This window comes from Ureibacillus galli (assembly GCF_014836845.1).
Classification (GTDB): Bacteria; Bacillota; Bacilli; order Bacillales_A; family Planococcaceae; genus Ureibacillus; species Ureibacillus galli.
Genome location: NZ_JACSQA010000011.1, coordinates 31366 through 57252 on the forward strand (window position 1 = coordinate 31366; position 25887 = coordinate 57252).

General features: G+C 36.5%; 29 protein-coding genes and 2 other annotated features (1 of these 31 only partly in view). Of the genes, 1 reads left to right on the forward strand and 28 read right to left on the reverse strand.

Annotation, left to right across the window (positions count from 1 at the left end):
* Window positions 1-13 precede the first annotated feature (13 nt).
* From yajC to H9636_RS09080, 7 genes are all read right to left on the reverse strand, one after another.
* Window positions 14-274 (reverse strand): preprotein translocase subunit YajC, encoded by a 261-nt coding sequence (gene yajC / locus H9636_RS09050; RefSeq protein ID WP_191707303.1) that lies wholly within the window; start codon window positions 272-274, stop codon window positions 14-16.
* 136 nt (window positions 275-410) lie between these two features.
* Window positions 411-1556, reverse strand: coding sequence for a tRNA guanosine(34) transglycosylase Tgt (tgt, locus tag H9636_RS09055; RefSeq protein WP_191707304.1), 1146 nt, complete (start codon window positions 1554-1556; stop codon window positions 411-413).
* 54 nt (window positions 1557-1610) lie between these two features.
* On the reverse strand, window positions 1611-2657 hold the full coding sequence (queA, locus tag H9636_RS09060) for a tRNA preQ1(34) S-adenosylmethionine ribosyltransferase-isomerase QueA (protein WP_191707305.1): 1047 nt from the start codon (window positions 2655-2657) through the stop codon (window positions 1611-1613).
* Window positions 2658-2674: 17 nt separating this feature from the next.
* Complete coding sequence (gene ruvB / locus H9636_RS09065; protein WP_191707306.1) at window positions 2675-3679, reverse strand: Holliday junction branch migration DNA helicase RuvB; 1005 nt, start codon at window positions 3677-3679, stop codon at window positions 2675-2677.
* 14 nt (window positions 3680-3693) lie between these two features.
* Window positions 3694-4314, reverse strand: coding sequence for a Holliday junction branch migration protein RuvA (ruvA, locus tag H9636_RS09070; RefSeq protein WP_191707307.1), 621 nt, complete (start codon window positions 4312-4314; stop codon window positions 3694-3696).
* 214 nt (window positions 4315-4528) lie between these two features.
* On the reverse strand, window positions 4529-5386 hold the full coding sequence (locus tag H9636_RS09075; RefSeq protein WP_191707308.1) for a phosphotransferase: 858 nt from the start codon (window positions 5384-5386) through the stop codon (window positions 4529-4531).
* Window position 5387: 1 nt separating this feature from the next.
* Window positions 5388-6695: a LysM peptidoglycan-binding domain-containing protein gene (locus H9636_RS09080; RefSeq protein ID WP_191707309.1), complete on the reverse strand. Its 1308-nt coding sequence runs from the start codon at window positions 6693-6695 to the stop codon at window positions 5388-5390.
* Window positions 6696-6841: 146 nt separating this feature from the next.
* Here H9636_RS09080 and H9636_RS09085 point away from each other — a divergent pair, with 146 nt between their 5' ends.
* Window positions 6842-7372: a transcription repressor NadR gene (locus H9636_RS09085; RefSeq protein ID WP_191707310.1), complete on the forward strand. Its 531-nt coding sequence runs from the start codon at window positions 6842-6844 to the stop codon at window positions 7370-7372.
* Window positions 7373-7424: 52 nt separating this feature from the next.
* On the opposite strand, the gene H9636_RS09090 is transcribed toward H9636_RS09085, so the two are convergent.
* The 21 genes from H9636_RS09090 to H9636_RS09190 all read right to left on the reverse strand — a co-directional run bounded on the left by H9636_RS09090 (window position 7425) and on the right by H9636_RS09190 (window position 25801).
* Complete coding sequence (locus H9636_RS09090) at window positions 7425-7808, reverse strand: thiol-disulfide oxidoreductase DCC family protein (protein WP_191707311.1); 384 nt, start codon at window positions 7806-7808, stop codon at window positions 7425-7427.
* A 13-nt stretch (window positions 7809-7821) separates the two neighbouring features.
* Window positions 7822-8691, reverse strand: a complete 870-nt coding sequence (pheA, locus tag H9636_RS09095) for a prephenate dehydratase (protein ID WP_191707312.1) — start codon at window positions 8689-8691, stop codon at window positions 7822-7824.
* Between the two features lie 102 nt (window positions 8692-8793).
* A complete protein-coding gene (locus H9636_RS09100) occupies window positions 8794-9249 on the reverse strand; it encodes an ACT domain-containing protein (RefSeq protein WP_191707313.1) in 456 nt (151 codons plus the stop codon).
* 41 nt (window positions 9250-9290) lie between these two features.
* Window positions 9291-10580, reverse strand: a complete 1290-nt coding sequence (gene obgE, locus H9636_RS09105; RefSeq protein WP_191707314.1) for a GTPase ObgE — start codon at window positions 10578-10580, stop codon at window positions 9291-9293.
* Window positions 10581-10585: 5 nt separating this feature from the next.
* Window positions 10586-11110, reverse strand: coding sequence for a Spo0B domain-containing protein (locus H9636_RS09110; protein WP_191707315.1), 525 nt, complete (start codon window positions 11108-11110; stop codon window positions 10586-10588).
* Window positions 11111-11345: 235 nt separating this feature from the next.
* Complete coding sequence (gene rpmA, locus H9636_RS09115) at window positions 11346-11645, reverse strand: 50S ribosomal protein L27 (protein ID WP_121212831.1); 300 nt, start codon at window positions 11643-11645, stop codon at window positions 11346-11348.
* Window positions 11646-11661: 16 nt separating this feature from the next.
* Complete coding sequence (locus H9636_RS09120) at window positions 11662-12006, reverse strand: ribosomal-processing cysteine protease Prp (protein ID WP_122973209.1); 345 nt, start codon at window positions 12004-12006, stop codon at window positions 11662-11664.
* A gap of 18 nt (window positions 12007-12024) precedes the next feature.
* Complete coding sequence (gene rplU, locus H9636_RS09125; RefSeq protein WP_122973208.1) at window positions 12025-12333, reverse strand: 50S ribosomal protein L21; 309 nt, start codon at window positions 12331-12333, stop codon at window positions 12025-12027.
* A gap of 14 nt (window positions 12334-12347) precedes the next feature.
* Window positions 12348-12427, reverse strand: a sequence feature (ribosomal protein L21 leader region).
* Window positions 12428-12470: 43 nt separating this feature from the next.
* Window positions 12471-13109 carry a site-2 protease family protein gene (locus H9636_RS19035; protein ID WP_225230154.1) on the reverse strand — a complete coding sequence of 213 codons (639 nt, stop codon included), beginning with the start codon at window positions 13107-13109 and terminating at the stop codon, window positions 12471-12473.
* Window positions 13082-13633, reverse strand: coding sequence for a M23 family metallopeptidase (locus H9636_RS09135; protein WP_191707316.1), 552 nt, complete (start codon window positions 13631-13633; stop codon window positions 13082-13084). The genes H9636_RS19035 and H9636_RS09135 overlap by 28 nt, the downstream gene beginning before the upstream one ends.
* A gap of 281 nt (window positions 13634-13914) precedes the next feature.
* Window positions 13915-14712 (reverse strand): septum site-determining protein MinD, encoded by a 798-nt coding sequence (gene minD / locus H9636_RS09140; RefSeq protein ID WP_191707317.1) that lies wholly within the window; start codon window positions 14710-14712, stop codon window positions 13915-13917.
* A 1-nt stretch (window position 14713) separates the two neighbouring features.
* The gene (locus H9636_RS09145) at window positions 14714-15382 is read right to left on the reverse strand and encodes a septum site-determining protein MinC (RefSeq protein ID WP_191707318.1); all 669 of its coding nucleotides are present in this window, start codon (window positions 15380-15382) and stop codon (window positions 14714-14716) included.
* 29 nt (window positions 15383-15411) lie between these two features.
* On the reverse strand, window positions 15412-15936 hold the full coding sequence (mreD, locus tag H9636_RS09150; RefSeq protein WP_191707363.1) for a rod shape-determining protein MreD: 525 nt from the start codon (window positions 15934-15936) through the stop codon (window positions 15412-15414).
* Window positions 15936-16859: a rod shape-determining protein MreC gene (gene mreC / locus H9636_RS09155; RefSeq protein WP_191707319.1), complete on the reverse strand. Its 924-nt coding sequence runs from the start codon at window positions 16857-16859 to the stop codon at window positions 15936-15938. Before mreC ends, mreD begins: the two co-directional genes overlap by 1 nt.
* Before the next feature lie 12 nt (window positions 16860-16871).
* Window positions 16872-17891 (reverse strand): rod shape-determining protein, encoded by a 1020-nt coding sequence (locus tag H9636_RS09160; RefSeq protein ID WP_191707320.1) that lies wholly within the window; start codon window positions 17889-17891, stop codon window positions 16872-16874.
* 438 nt (window positions 17892-18329) lie between these two features.
* Window positions 18330-19025, reverse strand: coding sequence for a RadC family protein (radC, locus tag H9636_RS09165; protein WP_191707321.1), 696 nt, complete (start codon window positions 19023-19025; stop codon window positions 18330-18332).
* 19 nt (window positions 19026-19044) lie between these two features.
* On the reverse strand, window positions 19045-19632 hold the full coding sequence (locus tag H9636_RS09170) for a Maf family protein (protein ID WP_191707322.1): 588 nt from the start codon (window positions 19630-19632) through the stop codon (window positions 19045-19047).
* 92 nt (window positions 19633-19724) lie between these two features.
* On the reverse strand, window positions 19725-20354 hold the full coding sequence (locus H9636_RS09175; protein WP_191707323.1) for a hypothetical protein: 630 nt from the start codon (window positions 20352-20354) through the stop codon (window positions 19725-19727).
* Window positions 20355-20511: 157 nt separating this feature from the next.
* Window positions 20512-21762, reverse strand: coding sequence for a bifunctional folylpolyglutamate synthase/dihydrofolate synthase (locus H9636_RS09180; protein WP_191707324.1), 1251 nt, complete (start codon window positions 21760-21762; stop codon window positions 20512-20514).
* Complete coding sequence (locus H9636_RS09185; RefSeq protein WP_191707325.1) at window positions 21752-23044, reverse strand: bifunctional folylpolyglutamate synthase/dihydrofolate synthase; 1293 nt, start codon at window positions 23042-23044, stop codon at window positions 21752-21754. Before H9636_RS09185 ends, H9636_RS09180 begins: the two co-directional genes overlap by 11 nt.
* A gap of 105 nt (window positions 23045-23149) precedes the next feature.
* Window positions 23150-25801, reverse strand: a complete 2652-nt coding sequence (locus tag H9636_RS09190; protein ID WP_191707326.1) for a valine--tRNA ligase — start codon at window positions 25799-25801, stop codon at window positions 23150-23152.
* 62 nt (window positions 25802-25863) lie between these two features.
* Window positions 25864-25887: a binding site (T-box leader), on the reverse strand (it continues 236 nt past the right edge of the window).

Consider the following 25887-nt stretch of genomic DNA (forward strand, 5'->3'; position numbering starts at 1 on the left):
AAGCTTTAAATAATTATGGAGTAATGATGCGACCAATTGCTTGACGCTCAAATTTTAAACGTGTTTTTCCATCAACGATGATATATACCGCTGTATCTTCTATAGCATCAACTTCACCATGAAGTCCCCCGATTGTTACAACTTGATCTCCACGTTTTAAATTACTTTGCATTTGTACTGTTGCTTTTTGTCTTTTTTGTGCTGGACGGATTAAAATAAACCACATCGCTACAAACATAATAAGTATTGGTAATAAACCTACTAATTGTTCCATATATACCCTCCTTTCAAAACCTCAATTTTAAGTATATTATAAAATGGTTATAAAAAGCGATTTGAAACGATTATTTTTCTACAAATAGTCATATTTTTCTCAAATCGCCATATTATTGACGTTACTCTTACAATTTTTAGAAATTTTTTGCATCCGGTTTATTAAATCCGTACTTCTCAAAAAATTCTTCACGGAAATCCCCAAGTCGATCTTCACGAATCGCTTGTCGTACTTGCTCCATTAATTTTAATAGGAAGTGTAAGTTATGATAAGTTGTTAAACGAATACCAAATGTTTCTTCCGTACGAATTAAATGGCGTACATAAGCCCGTGTATAGTTTTTACAAGTATAGCAATCACAATTTGGATCAATCGGACTGAAATCTCGGGCATACTTCGCATTTTTCACTACTAAACGGCCTTCTGAAGTCATTAACGTACCATTACGAGCAATACGAGTCGGTAATACACAATCAAACATATCAACACCGCGAATTGCTCCATCAATTAGAGAATCTGGAGAACCTACTCCCATTAAATAACGTGGTTTGTTATCAGGTAGTAGCGGAGTTGTATATTCCAACATGCGGTTCATAATTTCTTTTGGTTCACCAACTGATAATCCACCGATGGCATAACCCGGTAAATCCAATTCCACAAGGGCCTCTGCCGAACGTTTACGTAAATCTTCGTATTCCCCACCTTGTACAATTCCAAATAATGCTTGATCTTCTGGACGGGCATGTGCCTCTTTGCAACGTTTTGCCCAACGTGTTGTACGATCAACGGAGTTTAACATATATTCGTAGGATGCTGGATAAGGAGGACATTCATCAAAGGCCATCATGATGTCAGATCCTAAATCATTTTGAATTTCCATCGCCTTTTCTGGACTTAAGAAAAGCTTGTCTCCATTTAAATGATTGCGGAAATGGACACCTTCTTCCTCAATTTTACGGAATTCACTTAACGAAAATACTTGGAAACCACCAGAATCTGTTAAAATCGGACGATCCCAATTCATAAATTTATGTAGGCCGCCCGCTTCTTTTACAATATCATTTCCTGGTCGAAGCCATAGATGATACGTATTCGATAAAATGATCCCTGCATCCATTTCTTTTAATTCTTCTGGAGACATCGTTTTAACAGTCGCTTGTGTCCCAACTGGCATAAAGGCTGGTGTTTCAAAGGATCCATGGGGTGTATGAACGATTCCAAGTCTAGCACCCGTTTGCTTACATGTCTTTATTAATTCATATGTTACGGCTGGTTTTGTCATAGATGAAAAAAATCCTCTCTTCTTTATGAGTAAAAACTCGTTTTATATTAGTTATTAACTTTGTGATCGATCTGGTCGAATAAACATTGCGTCTCCGAAACTGAAGAATCGATACTTTTCTTCTACAGCTTTATTATACGCATTTAATATAATTTCTCTAGTCGTAAGGGCACTAACTAACATCACTAAAGTAGATTTTGGTAAATGGAAGTTTGTAATTAATCCGTCAATCGCCTTATATTCAAAGCCAGGATAAATGAAAATATTTGTCCAACCTTGTTCCGCGCGAATTTCACCGTTATTTTTATGGGCGACAGTTTCTAATGTACGAGTCGATGTCGTACCTACAGCAATTACTTTTCCACCATTGGCTTTTGTGCGGTTAATTATTTCTGCAGCTTCTTCCGATACACTATAAAATTCCGAATGCATATCATGGTTTTCAATGGAATCGACACTTACTGGGCGGAAAGTTCCCAGTCCAACATGTAGGGTTATGAACACAACTTCTACACCTTTTTCTTTGATTTGTTCTAATATTTCGTTTGTAAAATGTAATCCTGCCGTTGGAGCAGCAGCAGAACCAATCTCTTTCGAGTAAACTGTTTGATAGCGTTCTTGATCATCTAATTTTTCATGAATATAGGGTGGCAGTGGCATTTCTCCAAGCTGATCTAATATCTCGTAAAAGATGCCATCATAGCTAAACTTAAATAATCTTCCACCGTGTTCTAATTCGCCGATACAAGTCGCTTTTAACAAACCGTCCCCAAAGGATATTTCAGTACCTACTTTCACTCGTTTCGCAGGTTTAACAAGGGTTTCCCATTCATCATCGTTTCCTTGTTTTAGCAGTAACACTTCGATGTGAGCACCAGTATCTTTCTTTTCCCCGAAAAGTCTCGCAGGCATAACACGTGTATTATTTAGAACAAGACAGTCACCTTTTTGTAGTTCATCTACTATATATTTAAATTGACTATGCTCCACTTCACCTGTTTTCCGATCCACTATCATTAAACGACTAGCAGTACGATCCTCTAATGGTGTTTGAGCAATTAGTTCTTCTGGTAAATAGAAATCAAAATCTTCAACTTTCATTTTTACATCTTCTTTCATTAGTTTTGTTCAGGATAAGTATAACCAAAATGTTCATAGGCTAGTTGACTTGCCACTCTTCCCCGTGGTGTACGTTGAATGAACCCGATTTGCATTAAAAATGGCTCATATACATCTTCAATTGTTAAACGTTCTTCCCCTATGGAAGCAGCTAACGTATCGAGCCCTACGGGTCCTCCTTTGAATCGTTCAATCATACTTATTATTAGTTTATGGTCTATATGGTCAAGTCCTCTTGAATCGACTTGTAATAATTCAAGGGCCTGATTTGCAATGGCAAGGGAAATTGTACCGTCTCCAATGACTTGGGCATAATCTCGAACCCTTTTCAATAAACGGTTAGCAATTCGAGGTGTTCCCCTTGAACGGCGAGCAACTTCCCGGGCAGCAAGTCGTTCAATTTCGACTTGAAACAATTCACTGCTACGTAATACGATTTCTTCTAAAGCTTCCTCATCATAATACTCTAATCTTAATAAAACCCCAAATCGATCTCGCAATGGTGCTGACAATGCACCTGCTCTTGTCGTAGCACCGACTAATGTAAAGGGAGGCAAATCCAAACGGATGGAGCGCGCTTCTGGCCCTTTGCCTACAACAATATCTAAACAAAAGTCTTCCATTGCCGGATATAATACTTCCTCAATAGCACGAGGTAAACGATGAATCTCATCGATAAATAAAACATCCCCAGGTTGAAGGGAGCTAACGATAGCTGCCAAATCTCCTGGTCGTTCAATCGCAGGGCCACTTGTTAAGCGAATATTGACATCCATTTCATTGGAAATGATTGAAGCTAATGTAGTCTTCCCTAACCCAGGTGGCCCATATAATAATACATGGTCTAGGCTTTCTTGTCGGAGCTTTGCCGCTTCGATGAAAATATTCAAGTTTTCTTTTACTTTATGCTGGCCAATATATTGAGAAAGTTTTTGAGGTCTCAGTGACATCTCAAATTGCTCATCATATTGATTTGCCTCACTTGAAATGATTCGATCGGACATAAATCACTCCCCCCTTACTTTCCTTTAAGCAATAGTTGTAAAGCTTGTTTCATGTAAGCTTCTGTTGTCGTTAACTGTTCATTTTCTTCTAAATTCGGTTTGATCTTTGCTAATTCTTTATCCGAATATCCAAGGGCTAGTAACGCTAACATTGCTTCTTCTAGTTCTTTTTTATTTGGATGCACACCGAATAATGGCAATTCATCTTCTGCACTTGGTAGTTCCACTTGTTCGAGTAACGATCCTAATTTACCTTTTAAGTCTAAAATCATTTGGCGTGCTGTTTTTTTCCCAACTCCAGGGAATTTTACGAGAAAAGCTTCATCTTCCATTTCAATGGCAGAGATAACCTGAGATGGGTTTCCACTAGCTAAAATAGCTAATGCTCCTTTAGGTCCAATCCCTGATACTTGAATCAACTTTCTAAATAACTCTCGTTCGTCCAACGAGCGAAATCCAAATAGCATATGGGCATCTTCTCGAACATGCATATGTAAAAAAATTTGTTGCAACTCTTCCTTCATGCGAAAGGCAAACGGGTTAGGTGTGAAAATTTGCCACCCAATTCCTTGTTGCTCTAACACCACATACTCAGGTGTTACCCGCTTAATTTGTCCAATTATATAGTCATACATTGTCATCCCCCACATTCACTGCTTTAAATTATAGCATACTGTTCGGTATTCACCGGAACAAATACTACGATAACTTTTTGCCCGTTGTAAGTACGATCCTCTATTTTAGGTAAGAACTCTCGGCTTTATCATCAACAAAGAAAGACCGTCTTTCAATAGACGGCCAATTGTTTATTTATTTTCACTTTCAACTATTTTATCAAACTTTCACCATTTATAGATAGTTTGATTGTAATTTTTCTGTTTCTATTATTAAATCAGGCCAATGCCTTAACGCTTTTTCCGTAAATGGCATTAAATAGTCTAAGAAAGCATCTCGTTCATAATTTCCCAATTGCAGTACATAGAGCCATTCCCGTAATAGCTCATTCGGGTACTGTAAATAGTTTAATTTCGGTAGACATAGTTGATGAAGATATGGAATTTCCTTAAACAACTTTTTTAAATCATAGTCCATAGTAGGCAAAACTCGATGCATCCATAATATCATTTCTTCCGCCGAATCGCCTACTACGGCTAAATCAAAATCGATTAGCTTCATATTCTTATCTTCACAGATTAAAAAATTATGATGAACGACATCTCCATGTAACAAAGTTAGTTTCCCATTGACTTTATGCCTTTTCCTTCGCATTTGTTTTAAAACCCTGCTTGCAAAAAGGGTAATATCATAATAAGCGTGCTGTAGATAGGGAACTAATTCTTTTTCATTTATTAAAAATCGTTCATATCTCGCATTCCATTTTTGGTAAAGGTGCTGTCTTGGGAGTATGACTTGACTTTTCCAATCAATGACATTCACAGTATCATGTAATGCCTTTAATATTTTATAACTTTGCTTTCTTTGATCTGCATTGGAGAAATCGGCACTATAACTATTATCTTGCCAAAGTTGGATGACTAAATCCCTTTCCTTACTTTTCACTAGTGGAATAACATATGGAAACTTTATTTTATCGAGTTGTTTATGAATCGATTTTACCTTATCAGCAACCGAAACGTTCTCATATTTTTTTATAAATAATGTTCCATTTGGTGTTTCTTGCTTCCATATATTGTTCTTAATCTGCATGTTAATATTTCCAAGGTGTGTAATGAGATGAATAAGGATTCATATAAGGGTTACTTTGGCAATTCGGGTGCATCATCGGTTGCGACATCATCGGTTGTTGCATCATATAAGGCATCATTTGTTGCATATGTGCAGGCATAACATGGGACATTTGATGTCCATAATAATTATTTTGTGGATAATAGGAATTATCCATCGACTCACCAGTATAGACATCATCATCATAATCATTTACATCGTGATAATTCTCGTTAAAATCTTCGAATTGTTCAGAAAGGACTTGATGTTTGTCTTCAATACCTTTCGTTTTTAATTCAGAAGAATCCTTTAACCAATCAGGTAAACCATCTTCATCATGGCAATGTTCATCCATAGCTGGGGCAATATCCATCGAAGGGGCCACATCATAGTTCGGTTCAAAATGCGGTAGCCCATATGGCATTATTTCATTGTGATGGCTTCCTCCACATCCACAGTCATACTGTTGTACTTGCTGTTCTTGACACCCGCATGGTGATGGTTTGTGATAGTATTGTTGTTCATGACAACCACACGGATCAAAATAAAACGGTTGTTCATAACATTCACATGGATGATGGTAGAATTGCGGCATATATGGTACATAAATTATTTGAGGTTGTGGAACAGGTACATATTCCACTTCTTTTTCTACTTTTGTTTCAACTTTCGGCTGTGGCATTGGTTGTTGGGGTACTTCAATAAAAATCGGTTGGGCTTGCATCATTGGCTGTTGTGGTACTTCGATAAAAATCGGTTGAGCTTGCGGCATTGGCTGTGCTTGTGGGTGCTGTTGTTGGAATTGTAATTGTGGTGCAAAATCAAAATGGAATTGTGGTGTTAAATCTAACTGTGGCATCGGCATTGGAATAGGAGCAGGTATAGCCTTTTCCACCGGTTTTTCTTTTGTTAATTTTTCCTTCGGTGCTGTTTGTTTTGGTTTTGTCATTGGTGCCGTTTGTTTTGGTTTTGTCATCGGTGCCGTTTGTTGTTCCTTTGTCATCGGCGCCGTTTGTTGTTCCTTCGACATTGGTGCTGTTTGCTGTGGCTGTTCTCTTGTCATTGGTGCTGTTAGTTGTTCTTTTGTCATTCTTGAAGATTCACTTCTATTTGGATTTGCATTTGTATTGGCATTTGAACTATTATCCGGTAAAATAATTTCCATTCCCGGAACGATATAATCTGGATTAGCCAAATGCGCATTTAAACGTTTTAACTCATCAAGTCCAATCCCATACTGTTTGGCAATTCGCCATAATGTCTCACCTTTTTGAACAATATGAATTCGCACAAACATCCTCCTTTTCTCGTTTTATAATATGTTATTCAAACGAAAAGGACACAAAAAAATTAAACGATTTGTGTTGTTCCTCGTGATAAACTATGAATGAAGGAGTAATGTATATACATGAAATTTCCAATGAAAGAGGTGCCTAGATGAAAAAAATGTTAGGAGAAGAACGGCGAGATACACTGCTCCGTTTATTAAAAAGTACACAAAACCCAATAACAGGAACAGATTTGGCAAAACATGCGAATGTATCAAGACAAGTCATTGTTAATGATATGAATTTATTAAAAGCACGTAATGAACCGATCATTGCTACAAGTCAAGGATACCTTTATATAGCGCGGGAAGATCATAACGAAATTTATGAAAGAAAAATTGTTTGTTTACATACAGCCGAGCAGGCAGAAGACGAAATGCTAACAATTGTCGATTGTGGTGTGACGTTAAAAAGTGTTATTGTTGAACATCCTGTTTATGGTGAAATTACCGCATCCATGATGTTATCGAATCGACATGATGTGAATAGTTTTATAAAACGAGTCAACGAAACAAAAGCAAATTATTTATCCGTACTGACAAACGGTACCCATTTACATGTCCTTTCTGCATCTTCTGAAGAACAATTAGATCTTGTAGAACAAAAGTTAAGAGAAAAGGGCTATTTAATTGAAGGTTAATAAAGAATGGGCCCTCTCCTCGAGTGGCCCATTTTTTGAAATTAAAAACATCCTATATAAAACGGTCTAAATCATCCCGCTTTGGAATGATGCAATGATTATTTTTGATAAATCTATGACGGTTTTTTGCTATTACATCATAAACCCAATCTCGAATTGGAGTAGGTATTACCTTAAATAGATAACAACCTTTCCAACAACCATCTAGTTTACGACTGATTCGCAAAACGGCCGTCGATTTTATATAACAGTTACTGTCTTCAATATAAATGACACTATCAATTGATTTTGGAATTCGAAACTTTTTCATTAAAGTTTGGCCAACTTCACTTTGAATCGATGCAAATTTAAAATGCTTTTGTCGATCTCTTTTTATAATAAATTGGACTGTTGCATCACAAAAATGACATTCCCCATCAAACAATATAATGTTCATTTAATCGCCTACTTTACTCTGGTGTTAAATAAGTATCATATGTGCCGAGAGATTTCACAGTACAACCAAGTGCTTTTAATTCCTCAAAGGCGCCCTTCATCATCGCCTCATTTTCATCGGCCAATATATCTATGATAAAGAAATAGTCTCCTAAACCTGTTTTTAATGGTCTCGATTCAATTTTACTTAAGTCCAGTTTGCGCCAAGCATAGACAGAAAGGACTTGATGGAGTGCACCTGATACATTTTCAGGTAAAGTGAGCATCACCGTTGTTTTCGCTTTTCCTTCCGCTTTCCCCTTTTGAATCCGTATATTTTTTTTCGACAATACGACAAAACGGGTATGATTAAAATGAAAGTCATGGATATTTTTTTCTACAATTTCTAAATTATATTTTTCAGCAGAAGAAGTGTTTCCTACCGCCGCGATACAACGATCTGGGTTTTCAGCAACTAATTTGGCTGCAGCTGAAGTAGATGAAAATTGGTGTAATGGTACTTTACTAAAACGATAAAATAAATATTTATGGCATTGGGCTAGCGCATGGGGGTGGGAATAAATTTCTTCAATGTGTTGCCACTTATCTTTTTGGGCTTTATGAACCATTAAATGTTGTTGGATTTTTGTCAACACTTCTGCCACAATAAATAACTCTGCCTCGTGATATAAATAATCAATCGTCAGTGGTACTGTCCCCTCTATTGTATTTTCTAACGGAACGACTGCCAAATCGACTTTTCCGCTTGATACCGCTTCAATACATTCGGGAATCGTTGTAAAAGGTATTAATGACTCATTGGGAAATAAACTTTTTGAAGCTAAATATGTAAAAGATGCCTCTGGTCCTAAATATGCTATTTGATTTGACTCTTCCTTTTTCACTTTAATCCCTCCACCGTTTTCTAACTAGTGTAATTTTTCTTTCAATTCAATGTAAAAAAGAGAGAGCAATCGAAGAATCTCTTACTCTCTTTTAAATAGTTGTTAAAGTGCTCCAGAGCTTATTACTTCTGCAGATTCAACAAACTCTAACTTTTTCAATTGTTGTAACAAATCATCCAGCTCTATCTCCATACTAGTAACATCCAAAGATAATGTTACATTGGCACGTCCTTGAATTGGAATCGTTTGATGGATTGTTAAAATATTACAATGGGCTGTAGAAATGATTTCTAATAGTTTAGCAAGTGTACCCTTTTCATCTTGTAATTGAATAAAAATTGTTAAAATTCGTTCTCGAACAATGGAGTGAAAAGGAAAAACGGCATCTCGATATTTATAAAATGCGCTCCGAGATAAATCCACTTCTTTTACTGCATCCCAGATCGAAGACACTGCACCACTTTGTAAAAGATGCTTTGCTTCCAATGTCTTTTGCATCGCATCCGTTAATACGTCTTCACGTACTAAATAATATCGTTGATTCGCAACGTTTTTCATACTCTCCCTCCAACATCTTCCCAATATACATTAAGCAACTTTTACTCTACGAACTCAAATTCAAATTCTAACAATCGAACGATATCCCCGTCTTTTGCCCCACGTTCGCGTAAAGCGTCGTCAACGCCCATTCCACGTAACTGTCGTGCAAAACGACGTACACCGTCTTCTCGACTGAAATCCGTCATCTTGAATAAACGTTCAATGGAGTAGCCGGACAATACATAAGCACCATCGTCATCACGAGTAATATCGAAATCTTCACCTTTTTTCTCGTGTTTGTATAGAACAGATGCATCACTATCTTCTTCCACCACATCGTGTAACTCAAAATGAGGTGTTACTTCAAGTAAATCAGCGATTTCAAATAATACAGGTTTTAATCCTTGACGAGAAATAGCGGAAACAGGGAAGACTTTAACGGAATCCCCTACTTTTTCTTTAAATTCTTTTAAATTTTCTTCTGCATCAGGCATATCCATTTTATTGGCAACAACAATTTGCGGTCTTTCAGTAAGACGTAAATTGTATTGTTTTAATTCTTCATTAATTGTCACATAGTCTTCATAAGGGTCACGACCCTCCATACCTGACATATCAATAACATGGACAATGACTCGAGTTCTTTCAATATGACGTAAAAATTGCATCCCTAATCCTACACCTTGGTGTGCACCTTCGATTAACCCAGGTAAATCAGCCATTGCAAAACTTCTACCATCTTCCGTTTCGACCATCCCTAAATTTGGAACAATCGTTGTAAAATGATAAGCCCCAATTTTAGGCTTTGCAGCTGAGACGACAGATAGTAAAGTTGATTTTCCAACACTTGGGAATCCAACTAATCCCACATCTGCTAATACTTTTAATTCTAATATAACATTTAATTCTTGCCCTGGCTCCCCTTTTTCTGCAAGTTCTGGAGCTGGATTTGCTGGTGTAGCAAAACGGCTATTACCTCGACCACCTCGACCACCTCTAGCAATCACAGCTCTTTGACCATGCTCGACTAAGTCAGCAATTACAGCACCTGTTTCCTCATTCATCACAACTGTACCAGGAGGAACTTTTATTACTAAATCTTCGGAGTTTTTTCCATGCATTCCTTTACTCATCCCATGTTCACCACGGTTCGCTTTGAAATGACGTTTATAACGGAAATCCATTAAAGTTCGTAAACCTTCTTCTACTTCAAAGACAACATTACCACCATTACCGCCGTCTCCTCCAGCAGGTCCACCATTTGGTACAAATTTTTCACGGCGAAAGGCGACCATACCATCTCCGCCGTCTCCACCTTTCACATAAATCTTTACGTGATCGACAAACATTGCTTTCACTCCTGTTCTATATTCAAAGCATATTTCCATTGTCTTGTAGTTTGTTCATATGTTTGAACGTTTAAATGCGTTACTTCATGTTCGAACAAATGGGTATCCCATTTTCCGATTAAATCGAAAGTTAAATGGAATGCTGATTCATTTGATTCAATTTGAATCGTTAGCTCATGTTCCGTAAATGGATCCAAGTTATCATAAACATGAATAACTGTCTTTTCTAAGTATTCTACAATTTGTTCATCTTTTTTCATATCAACCGGACTTGTTACATTACTTTTTAATGTCACTTGAAATGCTGGATAGCGCCATTGTATCGTTTGTAACCATTCCACTGTCTTTGGTAATTTTAGCTTATTGATATTTGAAAGGGTTTTACATTGTTCAGAAATTTGCTCTATAATTTTTTTTGCTTCTTCTACTCTGCCCAAATCTAAGTTCATTTTGATCAGTTGTAGTTGATTCATATAATCATGATTTGCAAATCTTAATACTTCATTAACTGAAAGGGATAGAGTTTTCATTTTGAACCTCCACATGATAGAAAAAATGCTACTAATTTCTTTTTTAGTATAACAAGTTTCCCGACATTTTTCCCTTCTTTCCCCTAATTCTGTAAGAATACTATAAGAAAATTTCAGTTATCCATTAGTAAAAGCTAACAGATATAGTCCATTCCGGTATTTTCAAACATAAAATTATACCCTTAACACATGAAAAAGGACTGCTGTCTAGCAGTCCTTTCATTTAAATATGGAATTAAGCTTCTTGAGCTACTGGGTAAACACTTACTTTTTTCTTGTCGCGGCCTAAACGTTCGAATTTAACAACGCCATCAACTTTAGCGAAAAGTGTGTCATCTCCACCACGGCCTACGTTTGTACCAGGGTAAATTTTTGTACCGCGTTGACGGTAAAGAATTGAACCACCAGTTACGAATTGACCATCAGCACGTTTCGCACCAAGGCGTTTTGCTTCAGAGTCACGTCCGTTCTTTGTAGAACCTACCCCTTTTTTCGAAGCGAAAAATTGAAGGTCTAAAGATAGTAACAATTTCATTTCGTTCCACCTCCTACTAGGCTACTTGGTTGTAGTTAATTTGGATATATTGTCCATAGTTTTGTACCATCGAGTAAACTTGAGCAGTCATTACTTGGACAATAAGTTGTAATTTTGCATCGACTTCTCCGTCTATATCAGTAGGAAGATCTACACGAAGGTAGCCACCGCCTTCTGTTGCTTGATCAATTTTCGGCTCGATTTGTAATAAAGCGTAAATAGCATTTACAGTGCCAATGGCAATTGTAGATGCAGCCGCACATACTAAATCTTTCCCTGTTTGATCATACTCAGCATGACCTGAGAATTCATATGCAGAAACATGTCTATTTTCATCGTGATGAATCGTAACAGTAATCATTCCATTCACCTCGATTTATTAAGCGTTGATTGATTCAACAACTAATTTAGTGTAAGGTTGACGATGACCTTGTTTACGACGGTAGTTTTTCTTCGCTTTGTATTTGAATACAGTAATTTTTTTTGCGCGTCCTTCTTTTACAACTTTCGCTGTAACAGTAGCACCTGCAACAGTTGGAGCTCCAACTTTCACTGTTTCTCCACCTACGAATAAAACTTTATCAAATGTTACTACTTCGTCAGCTTGAACACCTAGTTTTTCAACATAGATTTCTTGTCCAGCTTCTACTTTGATTTGTTTTCCACCAGTTTCGATAATTGCGTACATTAAAATGCACCTCCTCTTAGACTCAGACTCGCCTGTAACGAAAGGTGATCTTTCGATGCTTAAAAAAACCTTTCCAGAGCGGTTGTAGCACGGGTGCTACAAACAATAACATTAAAAATACTACCACAACAATACTCTCACGTCAATCTTTTCATTACATGTTTCTCAAAGGCAAAACGATATTTTCGATATCTCCATTCATTTATAATTTGAAGCAATAAAAACAAACTCAATCCTAATAAAAATAAAGTTTTTGGTAATAAAATGAAGGTAATAAATACCGAAATCGTAATGAGTATTAATGATAGTGTTAAATAATATTCAATGATGCGAATACGTGGATGAAAAATAAGAATTAGCGATAATATCATCCGTCCTCCATCTAATGGCCAAATCGGAATAATATTAATCGCTAGTAAAATCAATTGGATTTTTAAAAACGGATCTGCTACTAACGGGTCTAAAAGCGGTGATACAGCTATACATCCAATCGTAGCTAAAGGTCCCCCTATGGCGATAATCAATTGTTTACGCGGCGAAATAGACATACCACCTCGCAATTCAATTTCACCGCCATAGGGCATAATGACACAACGTTCCACTTTCACTTTACAAAGAAAAGCTGCCAAAATATGGCCAATTTCATGAATAATTAAAGAAGATAAAATAAGTGCATAATAGGAGACATTGCCGTATAGTACCATACTGAAAAGAACCGGTAAAAATAATGGATGAATTGTCATACGCATCATGATTGCGTATGCTCTTTCATCCATTCTAACGTTTCCTCAAGATTTAAAACTTTCCCATTTTCCTCTATTTTAATATAGAGATCTCCCGGTTCTTTATTCGCAATCGTGCTGCCTCTTTCAATGGAAGTATAGGGTAATAAAGAAAATGAATCCACGTTTCCATATGTCACCGTCGTGTCGTCTTCGTAATAGACTGATATTGTTTTCCCAGTATTTTTTGAATGCCCTGTATAAACAACCAATCCATTTTCAATTGCGAGAATCGGAATGGGCTGTTCGAAAGTTAATAAATATCCACTATCATAAGGTTTGACGGAAACAAAGGATAATAATTCTTGATTTACTTTATCCGAGGAAACGGTAATCGTCGTATCTGGTTCACTTCCAAATACTTCTCTTAAAAAATTTCTCATAATGGTTAAATCTTCCGAACTGTATACAATTTTATTTACGTCTACTGCAATTTGCCCTCTTTCATGTAATTGACTACCTATTAAAACAACTACGCAGAGAAGAACAGCAGCAATCCATTTCCATAATTTGTTCACTACCTCATCCATTCTCATTTTTCATAGTATATGAAAAATATGAAAATAGGATTCAATTTGAACGAAAAAAGAAACTGTCCAATTTAGTCGAATTATATAAAATAGAGACCTTGAGAGGCACAAACAAAAAAATAAGTCCTATTGATAAATAGAAAACATACGAATTCCCCATATAATAAGGAACCTGGATTGTTTCCCTATAGATTACCTTTTAGAAATGTTTATTTATAAATAAATAAAAGGTTATTGATGTCTGAATCAATAACCTTTTCTCTATTAGACTACTTTGAAAATATAGAGATTAATTTTTTAAACATGCCTTTAGTATGATCTTCAAGTGCCATTAACGGAACCGATTCACCTAAAATTCTCCTTGCAATATTACGGTATCCTAGTGAAGCTTTGTTGTTTGGATCCATAACAATTGGTTCACCACGATTCGATGAACTAATCACATCTTCACTATCGATGATAATCCCTAATAAATCAATGGATAAGTGGGCTGTAATTTCATTAATATCAAGCGTATCCCCATTCTTCATTAAATCTCTTCGAATACGATTAATAATTAATTTTGGTGGTTCAATCTCTTCCTGTTCCAATAAACCGATAATTCGATCGGCATCGCGAACAGCTGAGATCTCTGGAGTGGTTACAACAATAGCACGGTCAGCACCTGCTACAGCATTTTTATATCCTTGTTCAATACCCGCAGGACAGTCAATTAAAACGTAATCATATTCACGTTTCAGTTCATCAACTAAACTCTTCATTTGCTCCGGTGTAACGGCATTTTTATCCGTTGTTTGAGCAGCAGGTAATAAAAATAGTTTCTCATCAACTCGCTTGTCCTTCACTAACGCTTGATGTATTTTACAGCGACCTTCTACGACATCGACTAAGTCATAAATAATTCGATTATCTAAACCTAATACTAAGTCTAAGTTACGTAAACCGATATCTGTATCAATTAAACATACTTTTTTCCCTTGAAGAGCCAATGCAGTTCCCAGATTGGCAGTTGTTGTTGTTTTACCTACCCCGCCTTTACCTGAAGTTATAACGATTGCTTCACCCACATTAGCTTCCTCCTTTAACCGTACTTAATAATGGTCTTATATTTCTCACTTCTTGTAATCGTTCATAAGAAATGTGGCCATCTTTATTAAGATATGCAAAAATTTGTTCCGCATTTTCTTTTACAAACGGCTTTTCGTTTGACATAATTTCAATTTTATCGTCAATTAACACGTGCGTCGGTTCAAAATGTGAAGCAACAATAATTGCTTCTTTATCTCCTTTTAAACCTGCATGGGCAATTCCTCTTAAATTACCTAGGACATAAATACTGCCACCCGCTTCGATTTTTCCGTTCGGATTGACATCACCTATGACAACGATATCACCTATCGCATTTAAGATTTGGCCCGAGCGGACGATTCCTATATATGTTTCACATTGACTAGCTTGCTCTATTTCCATTTTTTCTTGAATTGTTATAACATCACTATGCACTTTCGACACATGCATATTACCAGGGCCTTGTACAATTGTGATAAGTTCATCTTGTTGTGCAGTTGAAAGGTAACGTTTTCCTAAATGAAGTTGAACATCTACCTTCCCATCAATTCCGCCTTCTGAAACTTTACGTTTAAGTTGCTCTACTAGTTCTGCGTAGGCGCACTGATCGTCTAGCCGAAGTACTAACCCTTCTTTTGTCCCTTTAATATGGACAAGCTGTTTTTTCATAATAAAGCGACACCTCACGCCAAATCAATTTATGAATTATCTTGGGCACGCTGCAACACACGCGCATTAATTAAATATTTAAATGCCCAACCAAGCATAATTAAAAATAATAAGTTAGCAATAATAGTTGGAAGTAGGCGGTTACTTAAAAATTCACCTACTGGAATCGTAGTAAATTGAATGAAATAAAAGAAATAATATAAAACAACTTCCATAATAGCAACTAATATTAACGATAAAATGGTCGTAACGCTTAAGTGTTGATGAATAAACTTCACAGATGAACCAGCGATAAAGCAAACTACCGGGTATAAAAAGGAATATAATCCAATAATATCAATGTAAAACACATCATACAAGAGCCCAAAAATTAAACCATATAAACATGCTCTTTTACGACTATAATAGATAGAAATGAAAATTAAGTAAAGGATGACAAAACGTGGTACGAAGTAAACCGTTTCGCCTCCCCAATCAATAGGAGAAAATAGCGCAAATTCTGGTTCAAGCAAAAATAAAACGACTGCCACGAAGGGAATTAAAAATCTTACCATCATTCTTCACCTTCGTCAGTAGTTTTACTTTTTGTTTCATTCGTTAGATCTGCATTTGTATTTCCACCATCAGAACCGTCAACTGAAATAACTGTTCTTTGGGCAATAACAACATCCTCAAGTAAAGAGAAGTTTGCCGCTGGTTTTACATATGCAAGTTTTGTTAGACCATAATCATCCGTTGTTACTTCCGTTATTTCTCCAATTGGAATACCTTTCGGGAATACGCCACCTAATCCAGAAGTGACAACCTGTTCCCCAACATTCACTTTGAAGCTAGAATCAATTCTTTTTAATATTAATTCATTACGCTCTGCGTCATATCCTTCAATCAAACCAAAAATATCCGATTTTTCTCCTTGAACAATAGCAGAAACCCGATAGTTCGGATTATTCGTATAAAGTAACTCTACCTCAGAAGTAAACGGCGTAACTAAACTAATTTTACCAATCAATCCATTTGCTGTCATAACAGCCATATTTAATTGTACACCATGAGACGATCCTTTGTTGAGTATAATTTTCTCTTCCCATTGATCTGGGTTTCGAGCAATTACACTTGCATTTAACGGATTAAAATCTGTTAAACTCTCTTCTTTGCCTACTAGTTCTTTTAACGATTCATTTTCAGATTGCAATGTATTAACTTCCGCCTGAAGTACAGCAAAATCTTCCAAACGCATTTTTAAACGCTTATTTTCTTCGTACGTATTTAATAAAGAATTAATGTCATTAAAAATCCCTGTTATGTAATTTGTTGGCTTTGCAACAAGAGATTGCGCAAAGCCAACTGTGTCTTTAATAAATTGTTCGGGTACGCTTGCGTTTTGTCGATCCCGTAATGAGAAGCTAATCAATGCCACAAGGAATATCATGCCAACTAGTAGCAATATTAATTTCTTGTTTGAAAAAAAATGTGGCATTGGTATTCCTCCTTACCCTTTCATCTGTTGTGAACGAACTAAATCGATATGTTCTAATGCTTTACCAGTACCGATTGCTACACAATCTAATGGGTTTTCCGCAATAAATACAGGCATATTCGTTTCATCACTAATAACTCTATCTAAATTGCGAAGAAGTGCTCCACCACCAGTTAACACAATTCCTCTTTCCATTACATCAGCAGAAAGCTCTGGAGGTGTTTGTTCTAATGTTTTTTTAACGCCGTCGATAATTGTAGCGATGGCTTCTTTTAATGAATCTGAAATCTCTTCAGAAGTAATTTCGATTGTTTTAGGTAATCCAGTTAATAAATCACGTCCACGGATTTCCATTTTTTCATTGCTATCATCGACACGAGCAGTACCAATTTCAATTTTAATTTTCTCAGCGGTACGTTCACCAATCGTTAAGTTATATGTTTTACGGATGTAACTAATGATCGATTGATCCATTGCGTCACCACCGATTCGAACCGATTCACTTGTTACGATTCCACCTAAAGAAATCACCGCTACTTCTGTAGTACCGCCACCAATATCAACAACCATCGATCCAGTAGGATCCCAAACCGGTAAATCAGCTCCGATTGCAGCAGCAAACGGTTCCTCAATTGTGAAAGCTTCTTTTGCACCAGCTTGTCTAGATGCATCTATAACTGCGCGTTGTTCAACGGACGTAATACCATAAGGAACACAAATCATGACATTTGGTTTTTTCCAGTTAGAACCAGAATTTTTTAATGCCTGTTTTAAATAATATTCAATCATTGCAGTTGTTATATCAAAATCAGCAATAACCCCATCTTTCATCGGGCGAATTGCGACTATAGAACCAGGTGTACGTCCAATCATATTTTTCGCATCATTCCCTACTGCTACGATGTCACCTGTCTTTGTATTTTTTGCTACTACTGAAGGTTCGCGTAAAACGATCCCTTTTCCTTTAATAAAAACTAATGTATTCGCTGTGCCAAGATCGATCCCGACATCTTTATTTCCTAATCCAAACAATTTTGTACTCCCTTTCTCTGTAAGCAATTCTATAATCGTTGCTTATAAACTAAGAATTATTATAGCGGAAAAACTCGAAAAATTATAGTGCCACTTGTACTGTTCTATCATATTTGTCAAACTTCATTCAACTTTTATCGACATTTTTCATTTTATTTCGATTCTCTCTATGAAACAAATAAAATAATTATGTAAGTTTTTACATTCTTGTAACAAGCACTCCATATAAATGACGAAAAAAAGCGAAATAGGTTCTGCAATATGAAAATGAAATATTAAAGAATTAATTTTAATCAAAATCAGCTATTTAACATACTTTTGTTAACTCGCTGTAAATGAAATGTTACATCATTTCATTTCAACTTATTTTGCCCAAAATAAAAGTCGAAATCCGTTCAAACGGACATTCGACCCTTATAAATAAATTTATTAGGATGATTACATATAACCTTTTTCCTTTAAACTAATAAATTGATGGTCACCAATTATCACATGGTCTATCAATTCAATGCCAATAATATAACCTGCTTCTTGTAGACGTTTTGTTACTTCGATATCTTCAGGGCTTGGCGATGCATTGCCCGATGGATGATTATGGGCACAAATGATAGAAGCAGCTGAACGTTTTACCGCCTCTCGGAAAATTTCCCGAGGGTGTACGATACTCGAATTTAAACTGCCGATAAAAATCGTTTGCTTATGCAAAACTTGATTTTTCACATTTAAAAATAAGACAACGAAATGTTCTTGTTGAAGGGATGACATTTCAGGTATTAAATAGGTGGCTGCATCTTGTGGAGAACGAATCGTAAATCGAGAATCAACTTGTTTTTGAGCTAGCCTTCTACCGAGCTCGATGGCTGCTAAAAGTTGGACAGCCTTCGCTTCACCTATCCCTTTAATGGCCATTATTTCCTCTATCGTGGCATATTTCAGGCCATGAAGTTTTTCAAAATAAGTTAAAACTCGATTTGCTAATGTTAAGACAGATTCTTCTTTTGTCCCGGTCCGTAAAAGAATAGCAATTAATTCTTGATTGGATAAACTTTGAGCTCCTTGTCGAATTAACCTTTCCCTTGGCCGATCATCTACATGCACATCACGTATTTTTAGCTCTGGAAATGAGGCAACCATCGTTCAATTATCACTTCCCTTAAAACTTTATAATGTCCAATGCAATTAGTTTTTCAAATAAACTTGCAATCGGTAATCCTACAACCGTGTTATAATCTCCCTCAATACGGTCAACAAATAAAACTCCATCAGTTTGGATACCGTATCCCCCTGCCTTGTCAAAAGGGTCACCTGTTTGTACGTAAGCTTTAATTAATTCTAACGGTATATTTTTAAAGTGTACGTTCGTTACTTCCACAAACGTTTCTTCTTTCCTATCTGGAGAAATAATGACAACAGCCGTCATTACTTGGTGGTGACGATTTGATAACTTTAATAAATGGGAGATGGCCTCCTCTTCTGTTTTTGGTTTATGCAGCAATGAATTTTCAAATGCAACAATCGTATCTGCTCCAATGATTGTTTTACCCGCTTCTCGTTTGGCCACGTCTCTTGCTTTTAATAACGCTACTTCTCGTACATAATCTCTTAAGTTTTCAGCTTGAACAGTCGTTTCCTCGACATTGCTCGTTACAACGTCGAAAGGAACACCTAACGTTGAAAAGAGTTCTTTTCTTCTAGGTGATGCTGATGCTAACACAATTTGGTGATCTGTTTTAAAATTCATTTCCATTCCTCCTCTCCCTATGATAGCGAAGGATTGGAGATTTGAAAAATAAGTTTCATTTGTAAATTGTATTTTTTCCTCGAGCATTTCGTTTAAAATTCAATTTTCATACAATCATTTTTACTAAAATAATGGGCAATTAAATGTAATCGTGCATTGCCTAAATCCTGTGAAAAGCTTGATAATGCTGAAGTGATTGATTGCCAATCTTGTGGAATATTATCGGGAACTTTTCCCTCTTCAAAATAAAATTTTGAAGGGTCATTACTTTTTAAATAAGTAGGTAAATTTTGCAAAGTTGGTTCGGTACATGCAGCACCTGAAAATTGAAACGTCTTAGCAAAGGAGGTTGGGTTTTCGGATAAAATTAGTTCTTCTTTTACAGGGGTAATAGAAGACCATACATAATAATTACCATCCACTTCTACAATAGCACTTGTATTTAAAGAAGCGTGTTGAGACATAAATTCTGTTGCCGCTTCTTGACTTTTAAACACCCCGAATTGGTTTGCGAAGAATTCCACAGATAAATTATCATCTTTTGTTTCTTCCGATGCTTGAACAGGAACCTTTTCCTCTTCTCCGTTACTTGCTTGTTCAGTCGATGAGTTCATTGAATTAAGTAGAATGATAAAAAATATCACTCCCGCTAGCCCAGCGACAGATCCTATAATTGCTGCATGCATTAGTTCTCTTTTTCCTATAACTTTTGGAAATTTCATTCGCATCACCTCATTGTAACGGTAACAAATCAACAATGAAAAAAAGCGAGACTTTTGACGCCTCGCTAAAAAAATATTTCGCAAAAACTACCAAAATTCGATATATTTCCGCATTACTTACAACCAATATTAACTTTTTTTATATTTTCATACGCAGTTATCTCATTAACTTTTCTCTAATGATACCTAATAAATATAGCGATCCCGTTACAAAAGTTTTAATTGGCTCATTTGCCGCATTTTGTATAAAAGAGAACGGATCGGATAAAATGGCTTTTTTTGTAGCATTACTTCGTGTATATAATTCTTTTGCCTTCATTGCGCGCTCATTGGGAAAGTCTACAAAATAAAATTCTCCACTTACTTGTTCAAGTAATCGAAGGACAGAATCGACATCTTTATCGGCTAACATGCCAATTACGAATCGAATTGGTTCATTTGGAAATTGAGTTTGTATCGTTTTAGCTAAAGCTTTCGCACTGGCAGGGTTGTGGGCACCATCAAAATAAACATTTGGCAATGCTTCCTCAAACCTTCCCGGTAATTGGGCACTTTTTACACCTTGGTGAATTTTTTCGATTTCAAATGGAACTTGAAGATGCTGAGCAATTTCAAGAAAAGCGGTGATAGCTAAAGCCATATTCTCGGCTTGATGTTTCCCAGGTAATAACCGAGTAAGATGAGGAATTTCCATCCCTTTTACATTATGGCGATAAACATCCTCTGTTTCAGCAGTTATTACATCGATATGTTCACCTAGAGCTAAAACAGGAGCCGATTTACTTTCGGCTTCATTTTTAACTATGATTAACGCTTCTTCCGGAAGCCTTCCTATAATAACTGGACGATTTTGTTTAATAATCCCTGCCTTATGCTTTGCTATGCTCTGGATTGTAGGTCCGAGAAACTTTGTATGGTCAAATGCAATACTTGTGATAATTGAAAGAATCGGTGTAACTACATTCGTACTATCTTCTCTCCCTCCCATCCCCGTTTCAAGTAAAACAAGGTCTACCTTTTTCTTCGCAAAATAAAGAAAGGCGATACAAGTTAAAAGTTCAAAATCGGTTAATTTACCACTTAAACCCGATTGTTCTAACTGTTGAAAAATTTCATCCATCTCTTTTTGAGAAATCGATTCCCCATTGATTTGAATTTGATCGTGAACATCTACAATACAAGGAGACATAAATTTCCCAACGGTTAGTCCATGTTTTTTCGCAATATGCTCAATAAAGGTTAAAGTGGATCCTTTCCCGTTAGTTCCGGCTAGATGTACGACTTGTAATCGTTCTTGTGGATTCTGAAGCACTTTTAAAGCGGCTTTGATTGCTTCTAATCCCGGTTTGATTGATAGATCACTCTCTACGTTCCATTTCCGCTTATAGTCATCTAACTTAGGAATCATGATTGTTCTCTTCCTTCTCTACTAAATATTTTCGAACTTCCCCAATAAAGTACAAAGATCCTGTAATAATTAAAAGTTCATTTTCTTGTTTCTCTGTTAGCTCATCCTCGATTAATTGCTTCCAATTTTCATTGACGCGAACCGTTGAATGGGTGGATTGGGTTGCAAGGTTCTGCGCTTTCGCTGCACGGGGTAAATTGATTTCTGTAAAACTCATTGACGTAGCAATTTGATCCATCATTTGAATACTCATTTCATGATCTTTATCTTGTAATGCAGCATAGATGAATTTATATTTTTGGTTTGGATACGCTTTTTTTAATGTCTCAATTAAAGCGGCTGTTCCTTCCGAATTGTGGGCACCGTCGATAATGATACCGTCACGAATTAGTTCGAATCTTCCTTCCCAACGTGCATTTCGTAAAGCTTGTTGAATAGTATGTTCCTTAATATCCTGATCAAAAAGTAATGAGGCTGTAATAGCCAAAGCCGCATTATCGATTTGATGGGCTCCTTGCATTGCTAAAGGAATTGATTGAAAAACATTTTGTTGAAAACGATAGTCAAACTGTTGAAGTCTCCCAATTTTTTCATTTGTTATAACAATATCATCATTTAAAAAATACAGTGGTGCATTACATTCCGCCCCCTGTTGTTTCATAACTTCTTTCGCTTCTATCTGTTTCACACCCACAACGGCAGGTTTTTCAAATTTAATAATTCCTGCTTTTTCAAAAGCAATTTTTTCAATCGTGTCCCCCAATATTTCGGTATGCTCTAAAGAAATCGTTGTAATAACCGAAACTTCTGGTGTGATAACATTTGTTGAATCAATCCGTCCTCCAATGCCCGTTTCGATTAAGGCTACGTCGACTTGCTCATTTGCAAAATGCATTAAAGCAATGACTGTCATTACTTCAAAAAAGCTTGGATACTGTCCATCCAAATTCGTTCGAATGATTTTAACCACTTGATTTGCATATTGCAAAAATGCATCATCGGAAATTTGGTGATGATTAATTGTAATCCGTTCATTAACCCGTTCTAAATGCGGTGATATAAAAGCACCTACACGCAACCCATGTTCCATTAAAATAGCGCGGGTTGCATTTAATGTAGAGCCTTTCCCATTCGAACCAGCAAAATGAATAAATTTCACCTTTTCTTCGGGATTCCCTAATAGATGTAATATTTTTCGAACCGCTTCTAGCGGTTTTCCTTTATATGTACTTGCTTTTAATGTAAAGATGAAATTTGTACATTCTTCCATTGAGTGAAACATCTTTTCTTCTCCTCGATTCATCATTAAACAACCAAATAGATTCTTAACATAAGATAATTGTAAAAGAAAAAATGCCCTAGTTAAACTAGGACATCTTTTATCATATTACATATTTTTTAATTCTGCTAAACGTTTTTCAACTGCTTCATGTTTTTCTTGATAATCCGCTAGTTTTTCCCGTTCTTTTGCAACTAATGCTTCTGGAGCTTTTGAAACAAATTTTTCATTTGAAAGTTTACCAGAAACTAATTTCACTTCTTTTGCCCATTTTTCTAGTTCTTTTTCTAAGCGGGCAATTTCTTCTTCTAAGTTAATTAAACCAGCAAGCGGTAAATAAATTTCAGCTCCTGATACAACAGCTGTCATGGATTGAGCTGGTGCTTCCATTGCAACACCGATTGATAAATTTTCTGGATTACAGAATTTTTCAATGTATGCTTTGTTTTCTTCTAACACTTTCGCCGTTTCATTATCTTTGGCAGAAATAAATAATGGTACTTTTTTACTCATAGGCGTATTTACTTCTGCACGAACATTACGAACAGAGCGAATAATATCTGTTAAAAGTTTCATACTTTCTGCATCTTGTGCAAAGTTGAATTGTTCTTTTACCGTTGGCCATGCAGCAACTGTAATAGATTCTCCTTCATGTGGAAGATGCTGCCAAATTTCTTCTGTAATGAAAGGCATAAACGGATGTAATAAACGCATCGTTTGATCAAGAACGTAAGCAAGAACTGAACGAGTTGTTTTCTTCGCCGCTTCATCTTCTCCATAAAGAGGAAGTTTTGCCATTTCGATATACCATGAACAGAAATCATCCCAAATGAAGTTGTATAATTCTCGGCCAACTTCACCGAATTCATAACGATCTGCTAAGTCCGTTACCCGTTCAATCGTTTCGTTTAAACGAGTTAAAATCCATTTATCCGCAACATTTAAATGACCCGTTAAATCGATTTCTTCATATTTCATGCCGTCCATGTTCATTAATGCAAATCGGGAAGCGTTCCAAATTTTATTGGCAAAGTTCCAAATCGATTCTACTTTTTCTGTTGTATAACGTAAATCTTGGCCAGGAGATGAACCGGTTGCTAAGAAATAACGTAAGGAGTCGGCACCATATTGGGCGATTACTTCCATTGGATCAACACCGTTGCCAAGGGATTTACTCATTTTACGTCCTTCACCATCACGAACTAAACCATGAATTAATACATCTTTAAATGGACGTTCGCCAGTAAATTCTTTTCCTTGGAAAATCATTCGAGAAACCCAGAAGAAAATAATATCATAGCCCGTTACTAATGTACTTGTTGGGTAGTAACGTTTATAAAGCTCATTATTTTCATCAGGCCAGCCCATCGTAGAGAATGGCCATAAGGCAGAAGAGAACCAAGTATCTAATACGTCTTCATCTCGCGTCCAATTTTCTGCATCTTTCGGTGCTTCTTTACCTACATAAACTTCCCCTGTTTCGTTATGATACCAAGCTGGGATTTGGTGTCCCCACCATAGTTGACGTGAAATACACCAGTCACGGATATTTTCCATCCAACGAGAGTACGTATTTTCAAAACGAGAAGGAACAAAGTTTACTTTACTTTCTTCATCCTCTTGTAGTTTTAGCGCAGCGTCTGCCAACGGTTGCATTTTTACAAACCATTGTTTAGAAAGATACGGTTCTACAACGGCACCAGAGCGTTCCGAGTGGCCTACAGAGTGCGTATGCGGTTCGATTTTAATCAGAACTCCTGCTGCCTTTAAATCTTCTACAATTTGTTTACGGCATTCAAAACGATCCATCCCTTGATATTTACCGGCATTTTCGTTCATTGTGCCATCTTCATTCATCACGAGAATACGCTCTAAATTATGACGGTTCCCTACTTCAAAGTCATTCGGATCATGGGCAGGTGTCATTTTCACAACCCCTGTACCGAATTCCATATCTACGTAATCGTCTGCTACGATTGGAATTTCACGACCAACGATTGGAAGGATAACCGTTTTACCTACTAAATGTTTATAACGTTCGTCATTCGGATGAACAGCTACACCTGAATCACCAAGCATCGTTTCCGGACGAGTTGTGGCAACTTCCAACACCCCTGATCCATCTGCTAATGGATAATTCATATGATAAAATGCACCTTCAACATCTTTATAAATAACTTCAATGTCAGATAAAGCTGTTTTTGCTGCAGGATCCCAGTTAATAATCCGTTCTCCACGATAAATTAAGCCCTTTTCATACAATGAAACGAATACTTCTTTAACGGCATCCGATAAACCTTCGTCCAATGTAAATCGTTCCTTTGTATAGTCAAGAGCAAGGCCGATTTTTGCCCATTGCTCACGAATATGACCGGCATACTCTTCTTTCCATTCCCATGTTTTCTCAAGAAACTTCTGACGACCTAAATCGTAACGAGTAATCCCTTGTTCGCGAAGTTTCTCTTCTACTTTTGTTTGTGTCGCAATACCAGCATGGTCCATACCAGGTAACCATAGTGCATCGTATCCTTGCATCCGTTTCATACGAATTAAAATATCTTGTAATGTCGTATCCCAGGCATGCCCTAAATGTAATTTACCTGTTACATTCGGAGGTGGAATTACAATGGAATAGGGCTGCTTTCCGCTTTCAGGTTGTGCTTCAAAAAATTTTCCTTTTAACCACCATTCGTATCGACCCGCTTCAATACTTTTGGGGTCATACTTCGTTGGCATTGATACGTTTTGTTGTTCTGTCATATAGACTCCTCCTTATGAATTTTTAAAAGCGAATAAAATAAAAAAACTCCTATCGCCCTTAACAAAAGGACGAAGGAGTTTTGATT